Annotated in this window: 9 protein-coding genes and 1 pseudogene; 5 read left to right on the top strand and 5 right to left on the bottom strand. The window is 72.9% G+C overall.

Features of this window, described 5'->3' with window-relative positions:
- Positions 1 to 357, bottom strand: a pseudogene (locus ND748_RS16170) (DNA polymerase I); the annotation flags it as partial.
- A 328-nt stretch (positions 358 to 685) separates the two neighbouring features.
- Here ND748_RS16170 and ND748_RS16165 point away from each other — a divergent pair.
- On the top strand, positions 686 to 1015 hold the full coding sequence (locus ND748_RS16165; RefSeq protein ID WP_251746636.1) for a hypothetical protein: 330 nt from the start codon (positions 686 to 688) through the stop codon (positions 1013 to 1015).
- Between the two features lie 144 nt (positions 1016 to 1159).
- Here the strand turns inward: ND748_RS16165 and ND748_RS16160 are convergent, their stop codons facing one another.
- Positions 1160 to 2137: an acyl-CoA desaturase gene (locus ND748_RS16160; RefSeq protein ID WP_251746635.1), complete on the bottom strand. Its 978-nt coding sequence runs from the start codon at positions 2135 to 2137 to the stop codon at positions 1160 to 1162.
- A gap of 166 nt (positions 2138 to 2303) precedes the next feature.
- On the opposite strand from ND748_RS16160, the gene ND748_RS16155 reads away from it, so the two are divergent.
- Complete coding sequence (locus ND748_RS16155) at positions 2304 to 4886, top strand: RNA helicase (RefSeq protein WP_251746634.1); 2583 nt, start codon at positions 2304 to 2306, stop codon at positions 4884 to 4886.
- 159 nt (positions 4887 to 5045) lie between these two features.
- Positions 5046 to 5681, top strand: a complete 636-nt coding sequence (locus tag ND748_RS16150; RefSeq protein ID WP_308205646.1) for a response regulator transcription factor — start codon at positions 5046 to 5048, stop codon at positions 5679 to 5681.
- Between the two features lie 170 nt (positions 5682 to 5851).
- Here the strand turns inward: ND748_RS16150 and ND748_RS16145 are convergent, their stop codons facing one another.
- Both ND748_RS16145 and ND748_RS16140 read right to left on the bottom strand, forming a co-directional pair.
- The gene (locus tag ND748_RS16145; RefSeq protein WP_251746633.1) at positions 5852 to 7699 is read right to left on the bottom strand and encodes an AAA family ATPase; all 1848 of its coding nucleotides are present in this window, start codon (positions 7697 to 7699) and stop codon (positions 5852 to 5854) included.
- A 296-nt stretch (positions 7700 to 7995) separates the two neighbouring features.
- Entirely contained in the window at positions 7996 to 8502 is a 507-nt protein-coding gene (locus tag ND748_RS16140; RefSeq protein ID WP_251746632.1) for a hypothetical protein, read from the bottom strand.
- Between the two features lie 669 nt (positions 8503 to 9171).
- On the opposite strand from ND748_RS16140, the gene ND748_RS16135 reads away from it, so the two are divergent.
- Both ND748_RS16135 and ND748_RS16130 read left to right on the top strand, forming a co-directional pair.
- On the top strand, positions 9172 to 9816 hold the full coding sequence (locus tag ND748_RS16135) for a TM2 domain-containing protein (protein WP_251746631.1): 645 nt from the start codon (positions 9172 to 9174) through the stop codon (positions 9814 to 9816).
- Between the two features lie 136 nt (positions 9817 to 9952).
- On the top strand, positions 9953 to 10330 hold the full coding sequence (locus ND748_RS16130; RefSeq protein WP_251746630.1) for a DUF2752 domain-containing protein: 378 nt from the start codon (positions 9953 to 9955) through the stop codon (positions 10328 to 10330).
- A gap of 121 nt (positions 10331 to 10451) precedes the next feature.
- On the opposite strand, the gene ND748_RS16125 is transcribed toward ND748_RS16130, so the two are convergent.
- Positions 10452 to 11060: an acyl-CoA thioesterase gene (locus ND748_RS16125; protein WP_251746629.1), complete on the bottom strand. Its 609-nt coding sequence runs from the start codon at positions 11058 to 11060 to the stop codon at positions 10452 to 10454.
- Positions 11061 to 11267 lie beyond the last annotated feature (207 nt).

The following is an 11267-nucleotide window of genomic DNA, read 5'->3' as shown; positions in this document are numbered from 1 at the left end:
GGCAAGATCCCAGCAGGCGGCGAGGCGCACCTGCGCGGCCGGCGGCACCGCCGACGCCGACCACCACACCCAGCGCGGGGCGCAGCGCCGCTCGATCTCGGCGACCAGTCGAGCGGCCTCGCCCGGCTCGGGTGCGGCCACCACCAGGGTGACGGGCGTGCTGGTCGGGCGAGGCGGGTGCGCGCCGCCGTCGCCGGCGGGAGGAGCGGGTGTCGGGTCAGCGGACGGGTGGTGGGCCAGGGCGAATCCGACCTTCGGGAGGACCACGAGCGCCAGGGGCTGGCGGGGGACGAACTCCCCCGACCACAGCGACGCGAGCGGTTCCAGGGCCGGGTGCGACGGGCTGGCCGGCGTCATCGTTCGATTCTCACCGTCCGGTCCGACAGTTCACGCCGGCTCGCGCCGAGGCACCGGGACGCCGCGAGCCGGAGCGGCCGGGAGGCACCGGAGCCGGGAGGCACCGGAGCCGAGGGCCAGAACGGCCGGGAGGCAGAAGCAGGCAGCTGAACCGGGGCCGGGGGCTGGCACGCGTCGCCGGGCCGGCGAGCCTGGCCTGGCGGGCGGTGCCGTGGTCAGATGGACCGTCATGGTGACCGGGAAAGCGGAAATGCCCCCGTTGGAAACGTGGAGCGGTAAGAATCCCCGTCGACGAGGGATGCGGGTACCACGGGGGAAGGGCGGATTCATGGCGGGGCGGGACAACGAGTACGAACGTCCCATCCTGCTCGGCTGCGGTGGGTGCGACGCCCGGTGGACGGCGCTGACCGCGGCGCACTGCCCGACCTGTCATGCCACGTTCGCGGGGGCCACGACCGGTTTCGACGCGCACCGGGTGAACGGGGTCTGCCAGCCCCCGCAGCGAGTCGGTCTGCGCCACGACCGGGGTTACTGGCTGGTCGCGGGCGAGCAGCCGCCGGGGCGCATCCTGTACCGCTCCCGGGAGGGGGCCGGCGGGCACAGTGATCCTGGCGGATCGGCCGCGCCCCCCGGCGGCGAGGTACGGATGGCCGGCTGAGCACTCCGGCCACGCGAATCGGCCAAGCTAAACGGCCAAGCGAATCGGATTGGCCAAGCGAAACGGCTGGCCGAACCGGCCGGCCGCGTGGGCCGGGCGAACGGTGCGCCGGCGAACGCTCGGCCGGGCGAACGGTCGGGCGCGTCAGGGAGCCTGCTCGACGGGACGGGCCTGGCGGGCCGCGATGCGCTCGGCGGTCGGCCAGCGCACGTCGCGGGCCCAGCCCAGGCGTTCGAACCAGCGGATGAGCGCGGCGCTCGGGTCGACCTGACCGGGCAGGACGCCATGGCGGGCGCTGGTGGGGTCGGCGTGGTGCAGGTTGTGCCAGGACTCCCCCAGCGACGGCACGGCCAGCCACCAGACGTTCCTGGACTGGTCGCGGGTGGTGAAGGGGCGTTCGCCGATGAGGTGGCAGATCGAGTTGATGGAGAACGTGACGTGGTGCAGCAGGGCGATGCGCACCAGCGAGCCCCAGAACAGGGCGGTGAGCGCGCCGGACCACGACATGCTCCAGAGCCCGCCGGCCAGCGGCGGGATCAGCACCGAGGCGGCCACGCACCAGGGGAACGCGGCGGCGACGGCGGCGACGTCGCGGTCGGCGAGCAGATCGGGGCAGAACCGCTTCGGGCAGGTGCGGTGGCGGTTGAACAGCCAGCCGACGTGGGCGTGCAGGAAGCCCTTGGTCACGCCGCGAGCGCTGCGGCCGAAGCGCCAGGGTGAGTGGGGATCGGCGGCGGCGTCGGAGTACTTGTGGTGGCGGCGGTGGGCGGCGACCCAGTCGGTGACGCTCATCTCGACGGCGAGGCTGCCGGCGAGGGCGAGGCCGATGCGCAGGGGCCGGCTGGCCTTGAAGGAGCCGTGGGTGAACAGGCGGTGGTAGCCGACGGTGATCCCGAACCCGGAGACCAGGTACATCACCGCGGTGATGACGACGTCGTGCCAGCCCAGTCCGTGTCCCCAGGCCACGGGCACGGCCAGGGCCACCGCGAGGAGGGGGACGGCGAGGAACAGCAGCAGCAGGATCTGTTCGAGGGGGGTCTTCAGGTCGGGGGCGATGTCGGGGCGGGCGGGCGGGCCCGCGTCGACACGCTGAAATGTCGATTCGATCGATTCGGAGGACACATATTTCCTCTCACGAGGTTCGTCGGATACCCGGCAACCCTCGTCGATTCGCCGAGCCGGGTCACGGGTGCTGGCCACCGGAACACCGGTTCGGGTCCGCCCCAACAGTAGACGGGGGTGTGCCCGCCGGTCGGCGGCGGCGCGCGTCAGGCACGATCGAGGGACCATGACACTCACCGACCACCTTCCCGCGTCCCCGCATCCGGTCACCGGCGCCGCCGGCGATGTACCCGGCGAGCCGGATCCGGACGCTCTCTATGACGCCTTCACCACCTGGGTTGGGCAGCAGGGCCTGGAGCTCTATCCCGCCCAGTCCGAGGCGCTCATCGAGATCGTGTCCGGGTCGAACGTCATTCTGGCGACGCCGACGGGGTCGGGGAAGAGTCTGGTGGCGGCCGGGGCGCACTTCGCGGCGCTGGCCGCGGGTCGGCGGACGTTCTACACCGCGCCGATCAAGGCGCTGGTGTCGGAGAAGTTCTTCGCGCTGTGTGCGATGTTCGGGGCGGCGAACGTCGGGATGATGACCGGCGACGCCTCCGTGAACGACACGGCGCCGATCATCTGTTGCACGGCGGAGGTGCTGGCGAACATCGCGCTGCGCGACGGGGTGGCCGCCGCCGTCGGTCAGGTCGTCATGGACGAGTTTCACTACTACGCCGATCCGGAGCGGGGGTGGGCGTGGCAGGTGCCGCTGCTGGAGTTGCCGGCCACCCAGTTCGTGCTGATGTCGGCGACGCTCGGCGACGTGTCGATGTTCGAGGCGGACCTGACGCGGCGCACCGGGCGGCCCACGGCGGTGGTCCGCTCGGCGCAGCGGCCGGTGCCGCTGTTCTACCGGTTCGTCACGACCCCGTTGCACGAGACGATCGGTGAGCTGCTGGAGACGCATCAGGCGCCGGTGTACGTCGTGCACTTCACCCAGGCGCAGGCGTTGGAGCGGGCGCAGGCGCTGATGAGCGTGAACGTGTCGTCGCGGGCGGAGAAGGATCAGATCGCGGCGACGATCGGGAGTTTCCGGTTCGCGGCCGGGTTCGGCAAGGTGCTGTCCCGGCTGGTGCGCCACGGCATCGGGGTGCATCACGCGGGGATGCTGCCGAAGTACCGCCGGCTGGTGGAGCAACTCGCCCAGGCGGGGTTGTTGAAGGTCATCTGCGGGACGGACACGCTCGGGGTGGGGATCAACGTGCCGATCCGCACGGTGGTGTTCACGGCGTTGTCGAAGTACGACGGGACGCGGGTGCGGCTGCTCTCGGCGCGGGAGTTCCACCAGATCGCCGGGCGGGCGGGGCGGGCGGGCTACGACTCGGTGGGCAACGTCGTCGTGCAGGCGCCCGATCATGTGGTGGACAACATGCGGGCGTTGGCGAAGGCCGGTGACGATCCGAAGAAGCGGCGCAAGGTGGTACGCAAGAAGCCGCCGGAGGGCACCGTCGGCTACGGGGAGCCGACGTTCGAGCGGCTTGTCGGCGCCGAACCGGAGCCGTTGACGTCGCAGTTCACGGTGACGCACGCGATGCTGCTCAACGTGGTCAACCGGCCCGGGGACGCGTTCGCGTCGATGCGTCATCTGCTCACCGACAACCATTCGGATGCACCGACGCAGCGCCGGCTGATCCACCGGGCGATCGCGATCTACCGGGCGCTGCTGGCCGCCGGGGTGGTGGAGAAGCTCGACTCCCCCGACGAGCTGGGCCGCAACGTGCGGATCACCGGGGATCTGCAGCTCGACTTCGCGCTGAACCAGCCGCTGTCACCGTTCGCGCTGGCGGCGCTGGAGCTGCTCGATCCGGCGTCGCCGACGTACGCCCTCGACGTGCTGTCGGTGTTGGAGGCGACGTTGGACAACCCCCGCCAGGTCCTGCACGCGCAGTTGAGCAAGGCGCGCGGCGAGGCGGTGGCGGCGATGAAGGCCGAGGGTGTCGAGTACGACCGGCGGATGGAGCTGCTGGAGGAGGTCACCTACCCGCAGCCGTTGGGTGAGCTGCTCGGCGCGGCGTTCGCGACGTACCGGCAGGGCCATCCGTGGGTCGACGACTACGAGCTGGCGCCGAAGTCGGTGGCCCGGGAGCTCTACGAGCGGGCGATGACGTTCGCCGAGTACGTGGCGTTCTACGGGCTGGCCCGGTCCGAGGGGTTGCTGCTGCGCTACCTCGCCGACGCCTTCAAGGCGCTGCGCCAGACGGTGCCGGAGGACGCGCGCACCGAGGAGGTCATCGATCTGACCGAGTGGCTCGGGGAGCTGGTGCGCCAGACCGACTCCAGCCTGCTCGACGAGTGGGAGCAGCTGAGCAATCCCGATCCCGAGGCCGCGGCGGGCGGGGCCGGGGTGGCCAGCGACGAGCGGCCGCCGGCAGTGACGCGCAACGTCCGGGCGTTTCGGGTGCTGGTCCGTAATGCGCTGTTCCGCCGGGTGGAGCTGGCCGCGCTGCGCCGCTACGACCTGCTCGGCGAGCTCGACGGCCCGGCGGCGGGGGTGGCCGTCGGGGACGGCCCGGTGTTCGACGCGGCGGGCTGGGAGCGGGCGCTGGCCGGCTACTACGACGAGCACGACGAGATCGGCACCGGTCCGGACGCCCGCGGGCCGGGGCTGCTGCTGCTCGACGAGCGGCCCGGGGTGTGGACGGCGCGGCAGATCTTCGACGATCCGGCCGCCGACCACGACTGGGGGATCAGCGCGCAGATCGACCTCGCCGCCTCCGACGAGGCCGGGGTGGCGATGATCCGGGTGACCGCCGTCGACCGGCTCTGACCCGGCGGGCCATCGAGGCCCCAGCAGACCATCGAGGCCCCGGCAGCCCGTCGGGGACCCGGCGGGCCGTCGAGGGCGGGGCACACCGTCGGGCCCCTTCGGCCCGGGTCACCTCCCGATCCGGGCCGAGGCGCGCGTACCGGGCGGTATCGTCACCCTGTGAGTACCGTACGGGTCTTCCTCCTGGATGACCACGAGATCGTCCGTCGGGGAATTCGGGAGATGCTCTCCGAGACCGGTGACGTCGACGTCGTCGGCGAGGCGTCCACCGCGGCCGAGGCGCTGCGCCGGATTCCCGCCACCAGACCGAACGTGGCGGTGCTCGACGCGCGGCTGGAGGACGGCAACGGCATCGACGTCTGCCGCGACCTGCGCTCGGCGCATCCCGAGATCGGCTGCCTGATCCTCACCTCCTACGACGACGACGACGCGCTGTTCGCCGCGATCATGGCCGGGGCCGCCGGCTACCTACTCAAGCAGATCAAGGGCACGGACCTGGTCGGGGCGATCCGCACGATCGCCGCCGGCCGTTCCCTACTCGACCCGGCGGTCACCCAGCGGGTGCTGACCCGGCTGCGGGAGGGCCCGGCGGAGGACCGCAAGCTCGCGGCGCTGGGTGAGCGGGAGCGCCAGATCCTCGTCCTCATCGCGGAGGGTCTGACCAACCGGCAGATCGCCGGGCGGATCCACCTGTCGGAGAAGACGGTCAAGAACTACGTCTCGGCGATCCTGGAGAAGCTGGAGCTGTCCAGCCGCACCCAGGCCGCCGTCTACGCGACCCGCATCGAGAAGTAGCGCCCGGCCCGGGCGCGGCCCCGCCCGGCGCCCCCGTCCCCCGCCCTCATCTCGACGACGACCGACGCGCCGCAGCGCGTCGGTCGTCGTCGTTGGTCATTGGTCGTCGTCGCGCCCATGGGCCCGCACGGGGCCTGCCGGGCGGGGGGCCTGCCGGGCGGGGCGGCAGGTCAGTCGAGGTGGCTCTGGACGGCCTGCAGCGCCTCGGCGACGGTGACGGCGGTGCGGATCACCGCGGCGGACGGCCACGGGTCGGCGCGCGCCGCCATCGCCCGGTGGATGGCCACCGTGGCCTCGGAGGCGTCGGGGCCGGCGGCCATGCGCCGGGCGATCCGCGCCGCGGCGACCTCGGGCGCGGTCACGCAGAGCAGCTCCACCAGGTCCGCGCAGACGTCGGCGGCGAGCGTGGCGGCGGCATCGCGGTGGCTCGAGCTGGACCAGGAGGCGTCGAGCACCACGCTCTCCCCCCGGCACAGCGCCGCCCGGGCCCGGCGCAGCATCTCGGCGTAGGTCGCGTCGGTGATCTCCGGGGCGTAGCGGCCGACGCCGAACTGGGCGTCGAAGCCCGTCGCGGCGCCGCTGGCCGGCGGTGCGGCGGCCTCGGCGGTCTGCTGGGGCGGGGCCTCGGCGGGTGGCTGGCCGACGAGCTCCTGGCGGATGATGTCGGAGCGCAGCAGTACCCAGCCGTCGCCGACCTCGGCCAGCCGGCTGGCCAGCGTCGTCTTGCCGGTGCCGGGCAGCCCGCCGACGACGACCAGGCGGACGCGCCCGGCGCGCAGGTGACGGTGGGCGACGGCGAGCAGCCGGCGGGCGTTCTCCGCGGCGTCGGGATCCCCCTGCCCGCCGCGGATGCAGGCCACCTTCGCCCGCACGAACGCCCGGTAGGCCACGTAGAAGTGTTGCAGTGACCGGGGATGGACCTCGCCGCTGAACTCGCGGTAGGCCTCCAGGAACTCGGCGGCCTCCTCGGGGGCGCCGAGACGCTCCAGGTCCATGGCGAGGAACGCGACGTCGCCGAGGACGTCGCCGAAGCGCAGCCGCGGGTCGAACTCGATGCAGTCGAGGATGCGGGGGCCGTCGTCGAGGCAGAAGATGTCGTCGGCGAGCAGGTCGCCGTGCCCGTCGCGGATCCAGCCGGCCCGGGTGCGTTCGGCGAGCAGTTCGGCGCGGCCGGCGAGGTAGCGCAGGGCCAGGCGGCCGATGTCGTCGACGACCGCGGCGTCAAGCTGGGTGCCACGATAGGCGGCGATGCCGGCCATCCCCTCCCGCCACAGGTCCTCCAGGGTGGCCCGCTCCCCCGCGCTGGCGATCAGCGGGGAGGTCTCGCACCGCTGATGGAACACCGCCAGCGCCCGGGCGACCGAGCGCAGCACCGGGCCGAGCAGGTGGCCGCGGCGCACCAGGGTCGACAGCCGGCGGCTGGTCGGCATCCGCCGCATGACGACAAGATGGTCGATCACCTCGCCGGAGCCGTCGCGCAGGTCGGCGACGCCGAGGTAGACGTCGGGGGCGAGACGGCGGTTGAGCGCCACCTCCGCCAGGCACACTGCCTCCCGGGTCCTCCGTTCGGAGAAGTCGAGGAACCCCAGGTTGACCGGCTTCTTACGCTTGTAGACCCGGTCGGCGGTCAGGTACAGCACGGCGCTGTGCGTCTCGCGGGTCTCGGCGGCGGCGAGCTCGGCGAGCGGCGGGGCGGGTAGTCGAGGCGGCAAGGACGCCCCGGCCAGGGACGCCGGCCCGGCCGGCGCCGACTCGCCGCCCGGTGTGGTGCCGCCCGGCGTGGTTCGGGCCGACGCCGATCCCGGTGACGAAGCTGCCGGCGACGCGCACTCCGGTGACGCCCACCCTGGTGACGCCGACCCTGGTGACGCCGACCCTGGTGACGTGGTGCCGGCCGGGGCGGTGCCCGGCGGGGAGGTGCCGGCCGACGAGGTGCCGGGCGGCGACGGGATACCGGCGTTGCGGCTGTCGCCGGCCCCCGCGCCGGGCAGGGCATCCCGCACATACTGGACGGTCATGGCCTCTCCCGGAGTTGCGTGAAAGTCTCACGATCCTGACGGTCGACGCCCCGTTCCACCGTCGAACAGTCGAACACAGGCGTTCGATGGTTCTCCTTCGTCATGCTCGCCGTCCGCAGGCGATCTCACGACCGCCAGAGGTTGCCTACCCGGGGGACGTTCGGACCACCCTCGGTGGTCATCCGTCCCGGATCAGGGCCCTGTTCTGCGCGCTCAGCCGCAGCCGCACCCGCCGGGCCGGGCACGCCGCGCCGGCAGGCGGGTAGGCAGGCGGGTAGGCAGGCGGGCAGGCGCCCTCAGCGATCCTCGAACTGGCGCAGGAACGCCTCCCGCTCGGCGATCGCCCGGTTGACCTCGGCCTCGGCCCGGGCGAAGGCCTCGTCGTCGAGTAACAGCTCCCGGCAGTACCGGTCGACAAGTCCGGCGAGGGTCAGCAGGATCGCGCGCAGTTCGGCCGGGGTTGCCGCGATCCACGGCCAGGTGTTCTCCCGCATTCCGTAAACCGTGTGCAGAATGTCCTGAACGCTGAGCGCGCGCGGGCGGGGTGCCGGCACGCCGTCGACGGCCGGCCCGGATTCGGCCGACCACATCCCGACCCTGGCTCCGAGCGCCCAGGACGTCCACGGATCGCAGGCGACATCGAACATTCGCCGGCCACCCCGGAACTGGACATACCAGCAGGTCCGTTTGGCAAGGAAAAGCCCGTACTTCTCGGCCAGCGGCTCCAGAATCTCCATCGCCGCCAGGTCGAACTCGGCGCCGGCCCGTCCCCCGGCGGCGCCGTCGCCGTGCCCGTGTCGCATCGCCAGCCACCCGCCTTTCGGTCCGAGCTCCCGCCGGCCCGTTGCGCGGCCACGACGGGGAGGCCGCCGTCGCCGGCTCGCACCTGCGACGCCGACGGCTTCGGGAACCCGCGCTGAACTGTAGAAGACAACCGGGGACCGTGTAACGGAAATCGAGCCGCTTGTCCACGGGATCGTGGATTGTTGGCCCGTCCGACCGGTGCCGCGCAGGTCAGCCACTCGCGGATATCCGAAACAGGCCGACAAACAGGTCACGAGTCGGCGGGGTTGACCCTCGATCGGTAAGGAGAACCGCAGGTCAGCCCGCCGCGCCGGGACCGCGGAAACCGGTGGTGACCGATCGGGGAACCTCTCGCGGACGACAGGACAACCCGATGGACCCACCACGGACGGGCCATCTGGGGACCACGAAAGACCCACAGGCCGCCGCCAGCTGAAGGCGATCCGCGCCGGGCTGCGGGCGCGGCTGCGGGCGGCGGCCCGCAGGTCGCGCACCGGACAGCGGACGGCAGGCTCACGGCGGTCGCGCGCCGGGGTGACCTCGGTAGCATCGCCGCAATCACCGCGCCGAAGCATGCCCGGACGAGCCGCCGATCCGGGCGGCCGCCCCGGACGGGCCTGGCGCGGCGACCGGCCGGGGAGCCGGACCCGTACCCCCTGGGAGCACAGATGACCTCGCCATGGCAACCGCAGGACCAGCCGCACGGCTACCAGGGGCCGCCCGAGCACCCCGACCAGAAGGCCGAGGCCCAGGGCCAGCCCGGCTACCAGCAGGGCTACCCGAACCAGCAGGGCTACCCGGCCCCGGACGGCTACCCGGAGCCGCCCCCCGGCTTCCCCGGCCAGCCCGGCTATGAGGGACAGCCCGGCTACTCGAACCAGCCGGGATACTCCAACCAGTCGGGATACCAGGGGCAACCCGGCTACCAGGGACAGCCGGGATACCCGGGACAGCCGGGGCAGCCCGGATACTTCGGGCAGGTGGGCTACGGTCCGCCCCCCGGCTACGGTCCCCCGCCCGGCTACGGTCCCCCGCCGGGGTACGGCGGTGCGGCGCCCTACGATTCGTCCGCCCCGTTCGGCCGCCACCCGATGACCGGGGAGGCCTACTCGGACAAGCAGAAGCTGACCGCCGGGCTGCTGCAGATCCTGCTCGGCTGGACGGGTGCCGGCCGCTGGTACCTCGGCAACACCGGCATCGCGCTGGCGCAGCTGTTCACCTGCGGCGGGCTGGGCGTCTGGTCGCTGATCGACGGCGTGATGATGCTGACGGGCAACGTCCGCGACCGGCACGGCCGGCCGTTGCGTGACTGAGCCGCCCGCAGCGACGGCGACCGGGCCGACCGCAATCAGATCGACGGCGACCGCAGCGACCGCGACCGCGCCGAGCGCGACTGCGCCGAGCGCGTCCGGGCGGACGGCGACCGGATCGGGCTGGCGCCGCGCGGCGGTGTGGGGCGTCGTCGCGGCGGCCGTCACCGGCCTGACCTACCTGGCGGGCCACGATCCGCACGACCCGTCGACGGCGATGCCCGGCTGCCCCATCCACCGGGTCACCGGCCTGGACTGTCCGGCCTGCGGGACCCTGCGGGCCACGTACGACGTGCTGCATGGACGGTGGGCGGCGGCCGGTCACGACAACGTGTTCGTACTGGCCTGCGCCCCGTTGCTCGCCGGCCTGCTGCTGCGCCAGGCCCGGGCGGTGCGCGCCGACCGGTACGCCCCCCTGCCCGCGCCGCTGGCCTACGGGCTCGGCGGCGCGGCGCTGGTCTGGATGGTCGTTCGCAACCTGCCCGGCTGGCCGCTCACCCCCGGTTCGCACGGCTGATCTCGGCCCGGTGGTCGGAGCCGTTCCCGAAGATCATATGGACCGGATGACGTCAACACCGTTGATTATCAAGGTGTCGACACGGGGGGTCCGTGTCACGACAGCGAGCGGAAACAGGCGCCTAGCGGCGGTCGGGCTCCGAGCTGACCAGGCCGGAGTCGGCCTGCGCCGGCTGGCCCGGGATCCCGACGGCCTCGGCGTCGGCCTCGGTCGGCGCGCTGCCTCCCGCGCGCACCGGGAAGGCCAGCGCCTCCATCTGCGCGCGGCGGTGGGGCGGGATGACCGTCGGCGTGCCGTCGACGAGGTGGACCAGGATGCTGTCGCACAGGCCGAGGCAGACGCCGTCGCGGAACAGGCCCGCGCTGTGCACGAACGAGGTGTTGCCGATCCGACCGACCCCGCAGCCCACGACGTACGTCGCGGGATAGTGCGCCTCGGCCAGGTAGTGAATGGAGATGTTGGCGACGACGAAGGTGAAGCCCTTGAACGGCACCGGCTTGCCGTCGGTGAAGATCCGCCAGTCGAGCGTGATGCGGGCGTCCTCGTAGAACGACGCCAGCGCCACGTTGTTCAGATGGCCGTTGCCGTCGAGGTCACTGAACCGCGCCTGGACGGGGTGACTGAGCGGGTAGCTGGCGAGGCTGAGCCGCTCGGGATCGCGTCTGGGGTCCATTCCGCCACTGTGCACATCGGCGGCGTCGACGGGGTCGTCGTGCAAGCAATCTCTCACCGGCGGCCTCGTCCGGACGGACTCACACCGGCTGACCTGCGCTCGGGCGGGTCCTGGCCGGAGCCTTACACCGGGAGGCCGTCGATGATCGTCTGGCGGACCTGGGCGGCCGACGGGTCGCGCAGGGCCGCCCGCAGGGGGCGGTGCAGCAGGCAGAGATCGGCGCGGGCACCGGGGCGGACCCGGCGCGGGCGGGCCGGGTCCGCC

The sequence above is a fragment of the Frankia sp. AiPs1 genome (assembly GCF_023716945.1).
Lineage (GTDB): Bacteria > Actinomycetota > Actinomycetes > Frankiales > Frankiaceae > Frankia.
This window is presented reverse-complemented; position numbering and strand designations above follow the sequence as displayed.